Below are 15,808 nucleotides of genomic sequence, written 5' to 3'. Positions count from 1 at the left end.
CCTCAGGTCTTGGCGTCTTGCCGGGGGATGGTGACCTGCTTGATGATCAGCAGGATCGCGGCGGCGACCGGGATCGACACCAGGGCGCCGAGCAGTCCGAGCAGGGTGCCCCCGACGAGCGCGCCGATGATGACGAGGGCGCCGGGCACCGCGATGGCCTTGTTCATGATCCGCGGGGTGAGCAGATACGCCTCGAACTGCATGTAGATCAGGTACAGCACCGCGAAGATCAGCGCCAGGAGCGGGTCGGTGAACAGCGCGAGCACCGACGCGATGATCCAGTAGAGCACGGGTCCCACGAGCGGGATGAGGGTGATCAGGAAGGCGGCGAGTCCCATGAAGGCGGGGAACGGCAGCCCCAGCGCGAAGTGCAGGATCGTCGCGAACACGGCGTTGCAGGCCGCGAGGACCACCATCCCGATCAGGTAGGCGCCGACCGAGTCCGTGATGGTCTCGGTGAGCTCGGCGACCTTCGGCCGGTCGCGCGCCGGCGCGAGGCGATAGAAGCTCGTCTGGAAGGTGGACAGCGACGCGAGGAAGTAGAGCGTCAGCACGATGACGATGAGGATCCCGGAGATCGCGTTCCCGATGCCGAAGCCGATCGCGAGCGCACCGCCGCCCAGCAGCAGCAGATTGCCCGGGTCGGCGAGGAAGGCCGAGAGCTGATCGAGCGCGGTGCCGACGACGTCGCCGATCTGCGCCTCGAATCCCCGGTACCAGTCGGAGGCCTGGAACTGCGCGATCGCCGAGGGGATCGAGCGGGCGAACTCGGCGATCTGCCGGAGGGCGGGAGGCACGATGAAGACGAGCACGACGATGACGACCACGAGGAAGACGCCGAAGACGACCGCGAGGGCGCGCGGCCTCGACATGCCGTTCCGCTCGAGCCGCTTCACCACGGGATCGAGTCCGAGGGCGATGAAGATCGCCAATGCGATGTAGATGAGGATCGTCGAAAGCGACGTGAGTGCGACGCCGAGCACGAATGCGGCGAGTCCGCCCAGGACCAGAGCGAATCCCAGGCCGAAGGGATGCTCCAGCGCGGTCAGGATGCTGCGGCGACGCGGCGGCGGGAGCGCCGGAGGGGAATCCGGCGGCTCGGATGCGGGCGGTGTCGCGTCGCTCATCGTGTCACTCTGCTGGTGCCGGTATATCGCCCGCGTCATCCTTTCCGGGCGATTTGCGCGTCAGAGGATGCCGAGCTCCTGCGCCCGCGCGACGGCGCCGTTGCGGTTGGCGACGTCGAGCTTGCGATAGATGTGGGCCGTGTGGGTCTTGATCGTGTTGACCGAGACGAAGCACTGCGCCGCCAGCTCCGTGTTGGTCATGCGCGAGGGCAGATGCGCGAGGATCTCCAGCTCCCGGTCGGTGAGCTGCTCCGCGAGCAGCGGCGAGGTGACTCGTCGCTGATGGCTCTCGCGTGCGCGCTGCAGCACCGTGGTGCGGAATCGCGAAGGGGCACCCGGAAGCTCGGCGATGAGTCGGACGACCTCGGGGCCCATGCGCGGGAAGACCGCGACGAGCCCGTTCGATTCGGCGACGGCGAGGGCCTCGGACAGCAGGTCCCGCGCGGCGGATGGTCCGCCTTCCGACGCGGCGAGCCAGGCCTCGAGGGTGAGGCGCTCCACCCTCTCCCGCGGAGCAGCGTCCGGATCCGGCGCGGTCCACGCCAGGCGACGGCGGGCCATCGTCGGTCTCCGTTCCGTGAGCGCGGCCGCGATCGACTCGACCAGCAGCGGGGACCATCGACCCGTCGGCACGTCGAGCGGCGCGGACGACCGCTGGGCACGCAGCGTGCGAGCGTCCTCTGCACGCAGCGCCGCATCGACGATCGCCGGAGGGCGGCCCATGCCCTGGGGCAGGGCGCTCGGAGGATCCTCGGCATCCATCAGCGTGCGGACGAGGTGAGCGATCCACAGCAGCTGCGAGCGTCTGTTCGATTCCGCACGCACGACGCCCTCGTGCAGATTCAACGCGGCGCTGCCGGGCTCTCCGCGCTCGACGGCGGCGAGAGCGGCCGCGAGGTAGGCGTCCGCCGGTGCGGGGTGGGCGAGGAGCTGCGCATCGGCGGCGAGTTCGAGCGCCTCCTGGGCGAGCGACGATGCATGCGACACGCGACCGCACCACGCGTCGAGCAGCGCGATGGAGCCCAGGAGATGCACGCGGTAGGGCGAGTATTCGGCGCCGGGGCCGGCGAGGCCGTCGTCGAACCAGCGCCGGGCCCGCACGAAGTCGCCGGCGAGGAAGTGCGCCCGGCCCCCCGACGTGCGCGCGAGCGTGTGCAGGAAGGACGGATGCATCAGGCCGAGGATGTCGGGCGGCCGCAGCGTCGGGTCGTGCCGGAGGAAGGCGATCGACGTCTTCGCCGCGCGCAGGGCGATCTCCGGTTCCGACCGGAACTGCACCCGCGCGGCGATGTAGGCGTGCACGACCGCGGACTGGGCTGCGGTCAGGTCGTCGCGCGCGCTCTGCGCACGGAGGACGTCTTCCGCGCGGACGGCATCGCCGCTCATCCCGAGCACGATCCCCCGCAGGATCTCGGCGTCCGGGCGCCCAGCGCGGACCTCCGCCGGTACCGCGTCGAGCCATCGACTCACCGACAGCGTCCTGCTGCGCTCGAACACGTCGCGGCCGCTCGCGAGCAGCAGATCGAGCACGCGATCCCACTCCCGCGCTCGCAGGAGATACGCCATGGCCGACGGCAGATCGCCCTCCCGGAGGTGCCACTCCGCCGCCGCGATCAGCAGCCGGGTCTCCTCGCCGTCGCCGCGCGCGCGGAGCCGGTAGTGCAGCAGATCGCGGAACAGGTGATGGAAGCGGAACCACTCCCTGCGCTCGTCGAGGGAGACCAGGAACATCGAATCGTGCTGGAGCTCATCGAGGAGCTGCGCGGCGTCGTCGACGTGCAGCACGGACTCGATGAGCTCGGCCGACATCCGATCGAGCGACGACAGGCGCAGCAGGAGATCCCTGCGCTCCGGCGACTGCTGCGCCAGCGCCTGCTCGCTGAGGTAGTCGGCGATCAGGAGATCCGTGCCGCGGAGGTGCTGAGCGAAACCCTCCGGATCGTCCTGATCGCGCAGCCCGAGCGCGGTCAGCTGGACTCCTGCCGCCCATCCCTCCGTCCGCTCCATGACGGCCGACAGGGTCGCCGCGCTCACCGGGCTGCCGATGATCCGCCGCAGCAGCGTGGCAGCGCTGTCGTCATCCAGCGCCAGGTCGGACTGTCGCAGCTCCAGAAGCGAGTGCCGCAGCCGGTGCCGGCTCCACGGGAAGCCCAGATCCACCCGGGAGGACAGCACGATGTGGTTCTCCTCCGGCAGATGATCCGCCAGCCACCAGATGTCGGCGAGCAGCGCGGAGTTGGACACGGCATGCGCGTCGTCGATGATCACCGTCGTCCCCGGATGCTCGCGGAACACGGCCAGGAGCGCCTCCAGCACCGGTCGGCCGAGCGCCTTGTCGCTCAGGGCGTGCGGGGTGCCGAGGTCGTGACGAGTGCGGGGATCGCTGCGGAATCCCTCGAGCAGGCGGGCGACGAAATGCTGCGGATCGTCGTCGGCGGCCTCCAGCTCGAGCCAGACGAACCGCACATCAGGGCGCGACTCGACCCACTGCGAGAGCAGCACCGTCTTGCCGGATCCCACCGGGGCGACGATCGTGCTCAAGGGCGCGCCGAGCGCCGCGTCGAGTCGGCGGCGCAACCGCGGACGATCGACGGCGTGAACCGGCACATGGGGGAAGACGGTCATCGCGCTCTCGCGCTCAGTATCGCAGTGCGCGACCAGATCATCCAGAGGGGGTGAGGACGAGCAGGTCGCGTCGGTCGATCATGGGGTGGACCGACGTTCGCAGGTGCCGTCCGAGGCGGCTGATCAGAGGGGGCCGCATGGTCCAGACCTTCGAGGTGATCGTCCGCGGACGGCTGAGCGCGGAGCTCGCCGGCGCGCTCGACGGCTTCACCGTGGGACTCCGCGACGGCGGTGTGACGAGCATCGTCGGTCCGGTGATCGATCAACCGCGCCTGCTGGCCCTGCTCGGCGCCTTCGACGACCTGCACATCGAGGTGATCTCGGTGAATCCGGTCGCGGACCGCTGAGTCACCCGGGCAGGGTGACGCCGCCCGGTCGTCCGCTCACTAGCTTCGGTTCCGGCACGGTCGTGTCCCCGAGCAAAGGAAGAAAATCATGTTCATCTGGGATCTCATCGCCTGGTTCTTCTGGTCCTTCGTCTTCATCTCCTACCTGATGGTCGTGTTCACGATCATCGGCGACATCTTCCGCGACCAGTCGCTCAACGGCTGGCTCAAGGCGGTGTGGATCATCTTCCTGGTGTTCCTGCCGTTCCTCACCGCCCTCGTCTACCTCATCGCCCGGGGACAGGGGATGGCGGAGCGCCGCGCGGCAGAGATCGGCGCTCTGCGTGAGGCGCAGACCGCCTACATCCGCGAGACCGCCGGCACGGCGTCGCCCGCCGACGACATCACCAAGGCCAAGGCGCTGCTCGACTCCGGTGCGATCACTGCGGGAGAGTACGAGACCCTGAAGGGGAAGGCGCTGGCTCGCTGACGGCATCCGTCCGGCGCTCGCCGCCGTCGGCCCCTGTGCCGGCGGCGGCCGTGTTGCGGAGGAACAGCATCAGCCAGCCGAAGATGATGAGGAAGGCGATCAGCTCGACCGCCGTCAGGTTGTAGTAGCCGGTGGTGAACAGCACGGCGAGCACGACGATGATGAGCACGAAGGCGTAGCCGAGCATCAGGAACACCCGGGGAGTGCCGGGGACATGCCACCGCAGGCCAATCACGAGCGCGACGAACAGCACCGCCATCCCGGAGGCCACGGTGTTGTGGATCGCGAAGTGGGTGTCGACGGGGAAGAGGCCGACGCCCGCGAGGAACACCCCCATCAGGAGCAGCTCGATCCGCACGACGCGCCGTCCGCGTCGGGCCTTCTCGGTGTCGACGGGGATGTCGATCGTGCCGAAGTGCGCGATGGTCGTGACGATGAGCCCCGCGATGATCACGGTGAGGTTGAAGGCCAGCGCAGACAAGTCGTCGGAGATCCCGAGTGTGCTGAGGTTCTTCTGCCACCAGAGCGGGTCGGTGGCGCTGAGCATGCTCGCGAACACCCCGACCACGAGGAAGACCATGAGCACCAGCGACAGCCTCGTCGGGTTCATGCTCATCGCCGACACCGTCGTGAGATAGGCGGTGACCGCGATCGCGACTCCGGCCAGCAGGGCTGCCGACACCGGGAACACGACGGCGCCGAAGAAGCTGCGCTCCACGATGTTCGCCATGCCGATCCAGCCGAGCAGCGCGATGACCCCGTGGGCCGCGGCGATGCTCGCGATGTCGAACCATCGCATGCGGGGGAGTGCCCGCGCGTCCTGCGGGCCGGCGTGCGACACCGTCACGGCGGCGATGAAGACGCCGAAGGCCGTGACGGCGGCGGCGAGGGCGACGAACTGCCCGATCGACCCGGGGCCCGCGATCGGGAGAGGTCCGCCGCGGAAGACCAGGAGCGAGACGACGGTCGCGACGACGAGCACGCCGGCGGCGATGAGCAGCGCGGCGGACTCCCGCGACTCCGCGTTCCGGAACGGGTGGCGCAGCACCTGCCTGACGCGCAGCTGTGCGGTCACACCATGCTCCCGCGCTGATGCGGCGCGCGCCGTTCGGAGAGCTCGTGACCGTGCGCGGTGAGGGCGTAGATGATCAGCACGTCGATCGCGATCACGATGACCGACCACCACGGCTGCAGCGGCATCACGAGCAGCTGCCCGGCGGCGCTGATCACCGCCAGGATGACGGCGACGACGCGCGCCCACGTCGCCCCGCTGAACAGCGCGAACGCCGTCAGGGTCAGCAGCGCCCCGATGACGACGTGCCACCATCCCCACCCGGCGACGTCGAAGAGGAACAGCGATCCGTCGACCACGACATAAGAGGCCTGCGGCCCGAGCAGGATCACGAGACCCTGCAGCAGCCCGAAGATGCCGCTGATGAGGATGATGACGCCGGCGAAAGCCGCCCATCCCGTCCAGGCCGAGGATCCGGTCGACGCTCTGGTGGAGGACATGATTCACACCTCTCTGCCGACGGGCGGCAAGACGGGGCGCGGGGCGGAATCCCTGCGCTCGCTGGTGATTCTCGCGCCGAGCTCGCGCGCGGCGCGTCACCCCGGGAGAGTGATGCGCGGCCGAACCCGGCTCGAGTTCGGCCCGCCCCTAATATGGGGCGCATGGAGTCCCCCACGGCGGTGCAGCAGCAGGACGACCTCGACACCGACCCCCGGACGGGCCTCACGGCAGCGCGCGTGGCCGAGCTGACGGCGGACGGCCGGACCAACGCGTTCGCGGGCGACTCCAGCCGCAGCGCGTGGAACATCGTCCGCGCGAACGTCTTCACGCTCTTCAACGGGATCGTCGGCGCCTGCTTCCTCGTCCTGCTCCTCCTCGGTCGCTGGCAGGACGCGCTCTTCGGCCTCGCGGCTTTCGGCAACGCGATCATCGGATGCTGGCAGGAGTTCCGCGCCAAGGCGGCTCTCGACCGGCTGGCGCTGCTGAATGCGCCGCGCGCACGAGTGCGCCGGGATTCGCAGGATATCGAGATCTCTCCTGCCGACGTCGTCCAGGGCGACATCCTCGTGCTCCGCGCCGGAGATCAGGTCACCGCGGATGCCGTGGTGCTCGAGCATCGTGCGCTCCAGATCGACGAGTCGATGCTGACGGGCGAATCGGATGCCGTCGACAAGAACGACGGTGACGAGGCGCTGTCCGGCTCGATCGTGGTGGCGGGTGACGGCATCGCGCGCGCCGTGCGCGTCGGGGCGGACTCCTACGCCAACAAGTTCGCCGAGGAGGCCAAGCGCTTCTCTCTCGTGTCTTCCGAGCTGCGCACGTCGATCGACCGTGTGCTGAAGTGGGTCGGCTGGGGGATCGGTCCGATCGGCCTCCTCGTCCTGAACGCGCAGATGATGGTCGCGGGCGGCTGGGTGACGGCGTGGGAGACCAGCACCTGGACGCAGGCGATCGTCAACACGATCTCCTCGTTGACCGCGATGATCCCGCTCGGCCTCGTGCTGATGACGTCGATCGCCTTCGCCGTCGGTGCCGCGCGTCTCGCGGCTCGGCAGGTGCTCGTCAACGAGCTGCCCGCCGTCGAGGGACTCGCGCGCGTGGACATCATCTGCCTCGACAAGACCGGCACTCTCACCGAGGGCGAGCTCGCGTACCGCGATCTGCTCGAGCTCGGTTCGGCGACGGGGGAGTGGGAGGCGGCGCTCGCCTGGTTCGGCGGCGCTCCGGATGCGAATGCGACCGCGCGGTGCCTGCGCGAGCCGTTCCCCGCAACGGCGCCGCGCGACGCATCCGTCTATGTCTCCTTCTCGTCCGCGCGCAAGTGGAGCGCCCTCTCGTTCGCCGACCGCGGCGACGAGACCTGGGTGCTCGGCGCTCCCGAGATGGTGCTGGGAGACGCGGCGACGGATGCCGGGACCGAGGTCGGTGAAGCCGTCACCCGCCTGGCCGCGGAGGGCCTGCGCACGCTCGTCCTCGCGTTCACCGCGGATCCCTACTCCTCCGCCGCGCAGGAGTCCGAGACGCTTCCGACGGGCCTCGTCCCGGTGGCCGTCATCACGTTCAGCGAGAAGGTGCGCCCGGATGCCGCGCAGACGCTGTCGTACTTCCGCGCGCAGGGCGTCGGAGTGCGGGTGATCTCCGGAGACAATCCGCGCACGGTCGCGGCGATCGCCCGGCAGGTGGGTCTCGATGCCGGAGAGGGCTACGACGCACGGCAGCTCCCGGAGGACGACGCCGAGCTCGGTCCGGTGCTCGAAGCGCATACCGTCTTCGGCCGGGTGACTCCCGAGCAGAAGAAGCGCATGGTGGTCGCGCTGCAGGCGCGCGGACACACGGTCGCGATGACCGGCGACGGCGTGAACGACGCGCTCGCGATCAAGACGGCCGACATCGGCATCGCGATGAACTCCGGGTCGCCGGCGACGAAGGCCGTCGCGCGGCTCGTACTGCTGGACGGACAGTTCTCGCACCTGCCGGACGTCGTCGCGGAGGGGCGACAGGTGATCGCGAACATCGAGCGCGTCTCGATGCTCTTCCTGACGAAGACCGTCTACGCGACGACGCTCGCCGTGCTCTTCGGCGTCATGGTGCTGGAGTTCCCGTTCCTGCCGAGACAGCTGTCGATCACGGACGGCCTGACGATCGGCATCCCGGCGTTCTTCCTCGCGCTGATGCCGAATGCGAGCCGCTACGTCCCCGGGTTCCTGCGGCGCTCGCTGGCGTTCGCGATCCCCGCAGGCCTCCTGATCGCGATCGCGTTGACCGTGTACACGCGCGGCGCCATGGCGCTCGGCGTCACCGAGCCGCAGCTGCGGACCGGTTCGACCATCATCCTCGCCATCGTCGGGATCTGGGTGCTCTCGGTGCTGGCGCGACCGCTCAACCGCTACAAGGTGCTGGTGGTGGGTGCGATGTTCATCGCGCTGTCGATCCTGTTCACGGTGCCGCTCGCCGGGGAGTTCTTCCAGCTCGTGGATCCGGGAGAGGGGGCCGCGTACCTGATCGCCGCCGTCACGATCGCGACGATCCTCGCCATCGAGATCGTCCGGCTGATCCACCGGCGGTTCCTCGCCCGGTCGAACGCCGTGGCTGGAGGGTCAGCGGTCGAGGAAGTGCCGCGATCCGGGCGGCGCCCAGACGGCGACCAGCACCAGCAGCTCGACGACTGACTGGACGAGCACGGCCCAATCCCACGTGGTGGTGAGCGCCGTCACGACGTGCAGAGCCAGCTGCACGCCGATGTAGATCGTCAGCAGCAGGCGGGCGAGACGACTGCCGCGGGCGATCGCCGCCGCCACTGCGAGGGTCAGCAGGCCGAACAGGATGACGGCGGCGCCGATCAGCGACACGACGAGCACGTCACCGTCGGGCACCTGATACCGGCTCAGGAGCACGGTGAGACCGAGGAGCGCGTTCGACAGGCCGCTCAGCACGACCAGGATCACCACGACGGTGACGACGACGGGTCGCTTGTGCGTGCGGGGCTGCTCGGTGACGGTGTCCACGCGATCACTGTACAAGCAGGGTCTGATCCGTGAAGTGATCGCCGAGCGGGGTGATGCTCTGCTAGCGTCCGTCTACCCGGCCGCGAAGGAGAATGACCATGGCAGTGATCTCGAGAGGCTTCGGCGCACGCCGCAGGGAGAGCGATCCGAAGCTCCCGCCGGGCCAATATCTGACAGAGGACTTCCCGGTGCTGTCTGCCGGACCGACGCCGCAGATCTCCACGGCCGAGTGGAGCTTCGGCATCCGTAACGAAGCCGGGCTCGTGACGTCCTGGACCTGGGACGAGCTGCAGGCGCTCCCCATCGAGGAGGTGCACACCGACATCCACTGCGTGACGCGCTGGTCGAAGCTCGGCACCGCATGGCGCGGCATCTCGCTCGACACGCTCCTCGCCGACGTCGACACGGCCGCGTCGTACGCGATGGCCCATTCCTACGGCGGATACACGACCAACGTCGCCCTCGACGACCTGCTCGGTGGGCAGTCGTGGATCGCGTTCGAGTTCGAGGGCGAGCCCCTGGACCCGGAGCACGGCGGTCCGGCGCGTCTGCTCGTGCCGCATCTGTACTTCTGGAAGAGCGCGAAGTGGGTGAGAGCGCTGACCCTGATGGACGAGGATGCGCCCGGTTTCTGGGAGCAGAACGGCTACAACATGCACGGCGATCCGTGGACCGAGGAACGCTATTGGTGATCGTCGGCGGGTGGCGTCCGGCACGGGTGATCGAGACCCGCCCCCAGTCTCCCTCTGCGCGCAGCATCCGCCTGGAGGTTCCGGGTTGGACGGGCAGTGACGCGGGCCAGCACGTCGACGTGCGGCTCACGGCGGAGGACGGGTATCAAGCGGTGCGGTCCTACTCTCTCGGCTCCTACGGGGCGTCGACGGACGTGATCGAGCTCGCTGTCGACGAGGTGCCCGACGGCGAGGTCTCGCCCTATCTGGTGCGCGATGTCCGGATCGGCGATGAGCTCGAGGTCAAAGGTCCGCTCGGGCAGTTCTTCGTGTGGCGTCCGGATCAGGAGGAGCCGGAGCGACGGGGGCCCGTGCAGCTGATCGCCGGGGGATCGGGCGTCGTGCCGCTCGTGGCGATGATGCGGGCGGCGCAGGATGCCGGTGCGGTCGACTCCGTCAGGATGCTCTACTCGGTGCGCAGTCCCGAGGATGCCATCTACCGCGAGGAGGTCGTGTCGGCTGCCGCAGCCGGCATCGATGTGCGGTGGGTGTACACGAGGTCGGCCCCGCCCGACTGGGAGGGCCGCGTCGGCCGCGTCGATGAGGACACGCTCCGGGACGCGGTCTGGCCGCCCGAGCGGGAGCCGCTCGTTTTCGTCTGCGGGCCGACCGGCTTCGTCGAGCATGCCGCGGACGCACTCGTCCGCCTCGGCCACGATCCTGCGCGCGTGCGCACCGAGCGATTCGGAGGTCGCTGATGGATGCTGCTCACAGCTCGATGATCGTCGACGGCAACTGCCTCGCGGGGATGATGGGCGACCTGTTCGGCGCCGACATCACCTCGCTCGTCGCCACCTGCTCCGGGTGCGGAACCGCGGCGAACGTCGCGGAGACCGTGGTCGAGGTCGACAGTCACTCCGCGATCGTGCGGTGCCGATCCTGTACCAGGACGCTGTTCACTCTGCTGCGCGGGCAGGACGGCCCTCGACTCGTCGTCGGGACGCTCGGCGCGATCGGCGTCTGACGGGGGCTCGGCTTTCCGACATCCCTCTACCGGTGCCATGAGATCCGATCGCTTGGCAACCCCCTTCATGGGGCGTCGATCAGAGCGCAGGCTCGATCGGACCAGGAGAGAGGCAGCCCTGTGGCCGAGCGTGCGCGGGGTCACGACCCCGAGAAGAAGGAGAAGCGATGACGGAATCCCTGGGCAGAGGCGACCGGGTGTCATGGAACACCTCGCAGGGGCGCACCCGAGGCGTCGTCGAGGAAAGGCGCGTCGAGGACTTCGAGCTCGACGGGCAGAGGTTCACAGCATCCGCGGGTGAGCCCGCGTTCATCGTGACGTCGGAGAAGACCGGTGCTCGCGCTGCGCATAAGGGCGCGGCCCTCCGGCGATTGAAGACCTCGAAGTGAAGGGAGACCGCCATGAGCAACTCGATCCGTCTTGAGGATCAACCCGATGTCGTGACCGAATGGAGCAGCGCGAACAACACGTACCGGTTCACGTGCGTCGCACCGGGGGAGTGGGAGGTGCACCGCGCGCACGACCTCGACTACGTCGCCCACCTGCGGCGCGACGGCGACCTCTACGACTTCCGGGTCGAGGAGGGGAATCCGGTGGCGAGCGGACGGACTCTGTCGCTCAGCGACCTCGAGGATCTGCTCCTCTGATCGGGGCCCCTCGGTAGGGGGTTACCTAGAAATCGCAGAAGGGGACCGTCCTGGCGGACGGTCCCCTTCTGCGATTTCGTGCCCCCGACAGGAGTCGAACCTGCGACCTACGGTACCGGAAACCGGCGCTCTATCCACTGAGCTACGGAGGCGTACCGAACGACGATATCACTCGTCGGGGGTGGTCTCCGACCCACCGGCCTCGGTGACCGGAGCGCCGCGCAGCTCATCGAGTGCGGCGGCGAGCCTCTCGGCCAGATAACGGTGCCCCTCGGTGGACGGGTGCTTGTGACCGAAGTCCACGTCGATGACGTCGAGGTAGTTCTGATCGGTGATCCAGTCGAGCGCGATGGGGGAGATGTACCACCAGCCGCGTGCTGCCGCGAGCTCGGAGAGGTCGGTGTCGATGCGCGCGGTCGCCGCGCCCACCGGCAGCTCGTGCGGCGCGGGGCCCAGCACGACGATCGACGCCTCCGGGTACTTCGCGGTCAGCGCGTCCCAGGCGGCGGTGACGGCCTCGCGGTAGCCGGTCACGCCCTGCGCCCGGTCGTTGATCGACCCCTGGATGATGATCAGGTTCGGCGCGAGCGCCGGGTCGAGGAGGGCGATGCGCTCGCCGAAGGTCGGACCGTCGAGCCCGGGCTTGAGGTAGCCGCTGCCGCGGACACCGTCGACGATGGTCTCGCCGCCCACGAGTCCCGCGAGCACGTAGGCGTATCCCTGGGTCGGATCGGTCGCTGCCGAACCGTAGGTCCAGGAATCGCCGAACACGAGCACACGCGGGTGATCGGGAAGGCTCAGCGGTGCCGGAGCGACGACCGAGGCAGCGCTTCCCTCGCCGTCGGCGGAGGCTCCGACCGGGGCCGCGGCGGGCATCGGGGTCCACGGTCGCCACACGCCCAGGACGCCCGCGGAGACGGCGAGCAGCAGGGCGATGGCGATGCCCACGGTGCGCAGTCGGCGTCGGGCGGCGGAGTCGTGCATTGCATGAGAGTAGATCACCGGAAGGCGAACGCAAATTCCCCGCGCCGCCGCGGCGTCGGGGACCGTCATCGCGCGCCGTAAACTGGGACGGCTATGAACCCTGAAACGCTCGCCGAAGCCCTCCTCGCCGTCCTCGCACCGATCGCGGAGGAACGACGTCCCGGCGAGCCCCTCGAGCTCGCCGCATCCGACATCGTGTTCGAGCGTCCGCGCAATCGCGACCACGGCGACTGGGCCTCGAACATCGCGATGCGTCTCGCGAAGCCCTTCGGCACGAATCCGCGCGAGCTGGCCCAGCAGATCGCCGACGGTCTCGCCGGTGTCGACGGCGTCGCCAGCGCCGAGGTCGCCGGACCCGGCTTCATCAACATCCGCCTCGACGCGGCGGCCGCAGGTGCGCTCGCGAAGACGATCGTCGACGCCGGAGCCGCCTACGGCACGAACGAGACCCAGGCCGGACGCAGCATCAACATCGAGTTCGTGAGCGCGAACCCCACCGGGCCGCTGCACATCGGCCACACCCGCTGGGCGGCGCTCGGCGATGCGATCGGCCGCGTGCTCGCGGCATCCGGTGCCACCGTCGCTCGCGAGTTCTACATCAACGACGCCGGCGCCCAGATGGAGCGCTTCGCGCAGTCCATCGTCGCCGCGGCGAAGGGCGAGCCCACGCCGGAGGGCGGCTACGCGGGCAGCTACATCAACGATCTCGCCGCCCGCGTGCTCGCGGCCCGCCCCGACTTCCTCAACCTGGAAGACGACGAGAAGGTGATCGTCGCCCGAGAGCTCGGCTACGAGTACCAGCTGGCGGAGCAGCAGGAGTCCCTGTCGAAGTTCAACGTGCACTTCGACGTCTGGTTCTCCGAGCGCACGCTGCACGCGAAGAACGCCGACGGGGTCAGCCTCGTCGACCAGGCCGTCGACCGTCTGCGCGAACAGGGTCACGTCTTCGACCAGGACGACGCGGTGTGGGTGCGCACCACCGACTTCGGCGACGACAAGGATCGCGTGATCCGCCGCTCCAACGGCGAGTACACGTACTTCGCGGCAGACGCCGCGTACTACCTCAACAAGGGCGACCGCGGCTTCGCGCACAAGATCTATCTGCTCGGCGCCGACCACCACGGCTACGTGCACCGCCTGAAGGCGCTCGCGGGAGCCGCCGGCGACGATCCCGAGAAGGACGTCGAGGTGCTCATCGGACAGCTCGTGTCTGTCGGAGGCGCCCGCCTGAGCAAGCGCGCGGGCAACATCATCGAGATGGACGACCTGCGCGAATGGCTCGGCACCGACGCGCTGCGCTACTCGCTGGAGCGCTCGCCCGCCGACTCGCCGCTCGCGCTCGACCCCGAGCTGCTGCAGAAGCGCACCAACGACAATCCGGTGTTCTACGTGCAGTACGCGCATGCCCGCACCCACAACGTGGCGCGCAACGCCGCCGACTCCGGCGTCGACCGCTCGGAGTTCGCCCCCGAGACGCTCACGCACGAGTCCGAGGCGGCACTGCTCGGTGCGCTGCAGGAGTTCCCGCGCATCGTCGCATTCGCGGCCGAGGTGCGCGAACCGCACCGCGTGGCGCGCTACCTCGAGGAGCTCGCGGGGCTGTATCACCGCTGGTACGACAACTGCCGCGTGATCCCCCTGAGCGACGACCCGATCGAGAGCGTGCACCGCACGCGCCTGTGGCTGAACGATGCCGCCGGCCAGGTCTTCCGCAACGGACTCGACCTGCTCGGCGTGTCCGCTCCGGAGCGCATGTAGCGACGGCTGTCCACCGCGCCGGTAGGGCAGGATGGCAGCATGAGCGACGACAACCACACCCTGCCGTATCCTGACGCTTCGGCAGAGCATCCGACGCTCGTGATCCCCGGGTCCGATGCGCCCGCGGAGGCGGATGCCGAGCGGCCGACGCGTCGTCGCCGCTGGCCGTGGGTGCTGCTGATCGTCGTGGTGCTGCTGGCGCTGCTCGTCGTCGCGGCGGAGTTCATCGCGCGCTCGATCCTTCCCGGGATCGTGCGGTCCCTCGTCATCGAGCAGCTGGACCTCCCCGCCGACCAGCAGCTCGACGTCGACGCGGAGGGCGTGCTGCTCCCGCAGCTGATCGGCGGACGACTCGACACGCTTCACCTGTCGACGGATGCCGTGACCCTCGAGGGGATCACCGGTGCCGCGGACGTGACCGCGACGGGCATCCCCCTGCGCGGGGGAGACCTGGGCGGTGCCTCCGGCACGATCCGGATCGACCAGGCCGAGTTCACCACCCTGCTCGCCGGAACCGACCTGCCGGTCGAATCCGTCGTCTTCGACGCGCCGAACGCCACGCTGGGCGGCTCGTTCACGGTGTTCGGGGCGGCCGTCCCCCTCACGCTGACACTCACGCCCGGTGCTGCGGAGGGTGACCTCGAGCTCACGCCGGTGGGGCTGTCGATCGGCGGACTCGACGTCGATGTGGATGGCGTCGGCTCGATGCTCGGATCGGTCGGAGACAGCCTGACGCGGACGCAGCGCATCTGCATCGCGGATCAGCTTCCCGCCGGCCTCACCCTCACCGGACTCGCGATCGTGGGCAGCGAGGCCGTGATCGACATCGACGTCGACGGTGCGATCGCCACCGATCCGGCTCTGCTCGAGAAGGGCGTCTGCCCGCGCTGACCGGCAGGAGCGCCGTCAGCGCATCCAGGACTCGACCCGCTGCGCGAACCAGGCGGGGCGCTGCAGCGGGATGCCGTGACCGCAGTCGGCGATGATCTCCCGCTCGCTCTGCGGCAGAGCCTCGTGCAGTGCGGCGGACGAGCGCCTCATCAGCGTCTTCTCCTTCGAACCCGCGAGGATCAGCGCGGCGCCCGGGAAATGTCGCCAGCCGTCCGGTGGTGTGAAGCGCAGGTTCTCTTCGACGGCGTTGAGCAGGGTCTCTCGGGAGATGCCGGCAGACGTCCGCACGTAGTCGTCGAGATGCTCCGGCGGGACGAACAGCTCCCGCGCCTGGAGCTTCGCGAACCACTCCTGCCGGGCGAGTCCCGCGGTCGCACTGAGGACGGCGAGCATCGGGCCGACCGCGCGCATCGGGATCGCCTGAGCGCTGACGACGATCACCTTCTCGACCAGGTCCGGGCGCTGGGCGGCCAACAGCACCGCCAGCTGGGCGCCGAGCGAGAAGCCGACGACCGTGGCGGGACGGCCCTCGTCCTCCAGCAGCTCCTCGAGTGCCGGGATAACGTCGTCGTGCGAGGTGTAGGTCTGGTCCGCGCTGCGTCCGTGCCCCGGCAGGTCGGGCAGGAGGATGCGGTGCCCCTCGTCGAGGTGCGCGCGCATCGGCTCCCACATCCAGCCGGCGACACCGCCTCCATGCAGAAGCAGCAGCGGTGTGCCGCGTTCGGGGCCGTAGCGGTCGATGTGCAT

At 69.3% G+C, this 15,808-nt stretch carries 17 protein-coding genes and 1 tRNA gene; 10 read left to right on the top strand and 8 right to left on the bottom strand.

From position 1 onward, the window contains the following. Nucleotides 1-2 precede the first annotated feature (2 nt). The gene (locus tag DC434_RS10905) at nt 3-1,127 is read right to left on the bottom strand and encodes an AI-2E family transporter (protein ID WP_243408890.1); all 1,125 of its coding nucleotides are present in this window, start codon (nt 1,125-1,127) and stop codon (nt 3-5) included. A 60-nt stretch (nt 1,128-1,187) separates the two neighbouring features. After that, nucleotides 1,188-3,752 carry a LuxR C-terminal-related transcriptional regulator gene (locus DC434_RS10900; RefSeq protein WP_116635289.1) on the bottom strand — a complete coding sequence of 855 codons (2,565 nt, stop codon included), beginning with the start codon at nt 3,750-3,752 and terminating at the stop codon, nt 1,188-1,190. Between the two features lie 137 nt (nt 3,753-3,889). On the opposite strand from DC434_RS10900, the gene DC434_RS10895 reads away from it, so the two are divergent. Together DC434_RS10895 and DC434_RS10890 are read left to right on the top strand one after the other, a co-directional pair. Continuing rightward, entirely contained in the window at nt 3,890-4,099 is a 210-nt protein-coding gene (locus DC434_RS10895) for a hypothetical protein (RefSeq protein WP_116635288.1), read from the top strand. Nucleotides 4,100-4,187: 88 nt separating this feature from the next. Next, a complete protein-coding gene (locus DC434_RS10890) occupies nt 4,188-4,568 on the top strand; it encodes a PLDc N-terminal domain-containing protein (RefSeq protein WP_116635287.1) in 381 nt (126 codons plus the stop codon). Here the strand turns inward: DC434_RS10890 and DC434_RS10885 are convergent. Both DC434_RS10885 and DC434_RS10880 read right to left on the bottom strand, forming a co-directional pair. Beyond that, nucleotides 4,519-5,643, bottom strand: a complete 1,125-nt coding sequence (locus DC434_RS10885) for a DUF998 domain-containing protein (RefSeq protein WP_116635286.1) — start codon at nt 5,641-5,643, stop codon at nt 4,519-4,521. The genes DC434_RS10890 and DC434_RS10885 overlap by 50 nt on opposite strands. Further along, nucleotides 5,640-6,080 (bottom strand): hypothetical protein, encoded by a 441-nt coding sequence (locus DC434_RS10880; RefSeq protein ID WP_116635285.1) that lies wholly within the window; start codon nt 6,078-6,080, stop codon nt 5,640-5,642. The genes DC434_RS10885 and DC434_RS10880 overlap by 4 nt, the downstream gene beginning before the upstream one ends. A gap of 162 nt (nt 6,081-6,242) precedes the next feature. Here DC434_RS10880 and DC434_RS10875 point away from each other — a divergent pair, with 162 nt between their 5' ends. Continuing rightward, a complete protein-coding gene (locus tag DC434_RS10875; RefSeq protein WP_116635284.1) occupies nt 6,243-8,750 on the top strand; it encodes an HAD-IC family P-type ATPase in 2,508 nt (835 codons plus the stop codon). On the opposite strand, the gene DC434_RS10870 is transcribed toward DC434_RS10875, so the two are convergent. Further along, on the bottom strand, nt 8,679-9,086 hold the full coding sequence (locus DC434_RS10870) for a hypothetical protein (protein WP_116635283.1): 408 nt from the start codon (nt 9,084-9,086) through the stop codon (nt 8,679-8,681). The two genes, DC434_RS10875 and DC434_RS10870, sit on opposite strands and share 72 nt — an antisense overlap. Nucleotides 9,087-9,184: 98 nt before the next feature. Between DC434_RS10870 and DC434_RS10865 the strand changes: the two genes are divergently transcribed. The 5 genes from DC434_RS10865 (at nt 9,185) to DC434_RS10845 (ending at nt 11,428) form a co-directional block, all read left to right on the top strand. Then, the gene (locus DC434_RS10865; protein WP_116635282.1) at nt 9,185-9,778 is read left to right on the top strand and encodes a sulfite oxidase-like oxidoreductase; all 594 of its coding nucleotides are present in this window, start codon (nt 9,185-9,187) and stop codon (nt 9,776-9,778) included. Further along, complete coding sequence (locus DC434_RS10860) at nt 9,775-10,515, top strand: ferredoxin reductase (protein ID WP_116635281.1); 741 nt, start codon at nt 9,775-9,777, stop codon at nt 10,513-10,515. Before DC434_RS10865 ends, DC434_RS10860 begins: the two co-directional genes overlap by 4 nt. After that, a complete protein-coding gene (locus tag DC434_RS10855) occupies nt 10,515-10,781 on the top strand; it encodes a DUF6510 family protein (protein WP_116635280.1) in 267 nt (88 codons plus the stop codon). Before DC434_RS10860 ends, DC434_RS10855 begins: the two co-directional genes overlap by 1 nt. Before the next feature lie 167 nt (nt 10,782-10,948). Further along, nucleotides 10,949-11,170 (top strand): DUF2945 domain-containing protein, encoded by a 222-nt coding sequence (locus tag DC434_RS10850; RefSeq protein ID WP_116635279.1) that lies wholly within the window; start codon nt 10,949-10,951, stop codon nt 11,168-11,170. Nucleotides 11,171-11,182: 12 nt separating this feature from the next. Further along, nucleotides 11,183-11,428, top strand: a complete 246-nt coding sequence (locus DC434_RS10845; RefSeq protein WP_116635278.1) for a hypothetical protein — start codon at nt 11,183-11,185, stop codon at nt 11,426-11,428. A 79-nt stretch (nt 11,429-11,507) separates the two neighbouring features. Here the strand turns inward: DC434_RS10845 and DC434_RS10840 are convergent. After that, nucleotides 11,508-11,580, bottom strand: a tRNA-Arg gene (locus DC434_RS10840). A 16-nt stretch (nt 11,581-11,596) separates the two neighbouring features. Next, nucleotides 11,597-12,412 carry an SGNH/GDSL hydrolase family protein gene (locus DC434_RS10835; protein ID WP_207769946.1) on the bottom strand — a complete coding sequence of 272 codons (816 nt, stop codon included), beginning with the start codon at nt 12,410-12,412 and terminating at the stop codon, nt 11,597-11,599. Nucleotides 12,413-12,505: 93 nt separating this feature from the next. On the opposite strand from DC434_RS10835, the gene argS reads away from it, so the two are divergent. Then, nucleotides 12,506-14,170 carry an arginine--tRNA ligase gene (argS, locus tag DC434_RS10830; RefSeq protein WP_116635277.1) on the top strand — a complete coding sequence of 555 codons (1,665 nt, stop codon included), beginning with the start codon at nt 12,506-12,508 and terminating at the stop codon, nt 14,168-14,170. 39 nt (nt 14,171-14,209) lie between these two features. Then, nucleotides 14,210-15,061, top strand: coding sequence for a DUF2993 domain-containing protein (locus DC434_RS10825; RefSeq protein ID WP_116635276.1), 852 nt, complete (start codon nt 14,210-14,212; stop codon nt 15,059-15,061). Between the two features lie 15 nt (nt 15,062-15,076). Here DC434_RS10825 and DC434_RS10820 read toward each other — a convergent pair whose 3' ends face one another. Then, nucleotides 15,077-15,808, bottom strand: a complete 732-nt coding sequence (locus DC434_RS10820; RefSeq protein ID WP_116635275.1) for an alpha/beta hydrolase — start codon at nt 15,806-15,808, stop codon at nt 15,077-15,079.

This window comes from Microbacterium sp. TPD7012, from assembly GCF_003075395.1.
Lineage (GTDB): Bacteria > Actinomycetota > Actinomycetes > Actinomycetales > Microbacteriaceae > Microbacterium.
Note: the sequence above shows the minus strand (reverse complement) of the source record. Positions and strands in the feature narration are given on the sequence as shown.

Excerpts from the sequence above, each read along its gene's own strand:
- DC434_RS10905 (WP_243408890.1), bottom strand. The coding sequence starts at position 1,127 with ATGAGCGACGCGACACCGCCCGCATCCGAGCCGCCGGATTCCCCTCCG.
- DC434_RS10875 (WP_116635284.1), top strand. The coding sequence starts at position 6,243 with ATGGAGTCCCCCACGGCGGTGCAGCAGCAGGACGACCTCGACACCGAC.
- DC434_RS10820 (WP_116635275.1), bottom strand. The coding sequence starts at position 15,808 with ATGCACATCGACCGCTACGGCCCCGAACGCGGCACACCGCTGCTGCTT.
- DC434_RS10825 (WP_116635276.1), top strand. The coding sequence starts at position 14,210 with ATGAGCGACGACAACCACACCCTGCCGTATCCTGACGCTTCGGCAGAG.
- DC434_RS10845 (WP_116635278.1), top strand. The coding sequence starts at position 11,183 with ATGAGCAACTCGATCCGTCTTGAGGATCAACCCGATGTCGTGACCGAA.
- DC434_RS10900 (WP_116635289.1), bottom strand. The coding sequence starts at position 3,752 with ATGACCGTCTTCCCCCATGTGCCGGTTCACGCCGTCGATCGTCCGCGG.
- DC434_RS10835 (WP_207769946.1), bottom strand. The coding sequence starts at position 12,412 with ATGCACGACTCCGCCGCCCGACGCCGACTGCGCACCGTGGGCATCGCC.
- DC434_RS10850 (WP_116635279.1), top strand. The coding sequence starts at position 10,949 with ATGACGGAATCCCTGGGCAGAGGCGACCGGGTGTCATGGAACACCTCG.
- DC434_RS10895 (WP_116635288.1), top strand. The coding sequence starts at position 3,890 with ATGGTCCAGACCTTCGAGGTGATCGTCCGCGGACGGCTGAGCGCGGAG.
- DC434_RS10865 (WP_116635282.1), top strand. The coding sequence starts at position 9,185 with ATGGCAGTGATCTCGAGAGGCTTCGGCGCACGCCGCAGGGAGAGCGAT.
- DC434_RS10890 (WP_116635287.1), top strand. The coding sequence starts at position 4,188 with ATGTTCATCTGGGATCTCATCGCCTGGTTCTTCTGGTCCTTCGTCTTC.
- DC434_RS10855 (WP_116635280.1), top strand. The coding sequence starts at position 10,515 with ATGGATGCTGCTCACAGCTCGATGATCGTCGACGGCAACTGCCTCGCG.
- argS (WP_116635277.1), top strand. The coding sequence starts at position 12,506 with ATGAACCCTGAAACGCTCGCCGAAGCCCTCCTCGCCGTCCTCGCACCG.
- DC434_RS10880 (WP_116635285.1), bottom strand. The coding sequence starts at position 6,080 with ATGTCCTCCACCAGAGCGTCGACCGGATCCTCGGCCTGGACGGGATGG.